The sequence below is a fragment of the Vibrio sp. 1288 genome (assembly GCF_033344475.1).
Window position 1 is genome coordinate 1 of the sequence record NZ_JAWPOX010001105.1, and the last position, 523, is coordinate 523.

The 523-nt window shown below is 35.6% G+C and carries 1 pseudogene; it reads left to right on the forward strand.

Going from position 1 to position 523, the window contains the following annotated elements:
• A pseudogene (locus R8O11_RS31140) lies at positions 1 to 523 on the forward strand (hypothetical protein); the annotation flags it as partial.

Here is a 523-nt window from a genome sequence, read left to right on the forward strand (position 1 = left end):
GTCACTGACCTGGATGAAGCTAATGAAGTCATTCAATCAGGCCAAGCAAACAACTTGCAACTGAGTGCTGCTGAAAAGAGAGTGATTTCAGAAAGGTTGCATATTCAAATTGATTATTTGACTGACGACGCAATCTCATTTTCTAGAAACAAAGCTTCGTTATTAGAACATTTGCAAGAATATACTGAGTGGCGCCAGACTAAAACATCAGACCAGCCCCTTTTTAATCTGATGAATGTTCTTTTTAAAACTTTAAACATATCTATTGAACGTATTGACCAGAAGCATTCTATCCCTAAATCCAGTTATTATGAAGCTTATGATATCATCAACCAGTTATTAAATGGTAATTCCGCACTCTGTAAAAAACTGAGTTCGATGAATACTATGTTGAAGCCCATCACTTCACAGTCACATTCTGAAGGCTATAAAACACGGGCAATAAATGATTTTCTTTCTAAACTCGGGTTTGACACTGAAGTTGATCATAAAACAAACGGGAATTATAGAAAGTATAACATCT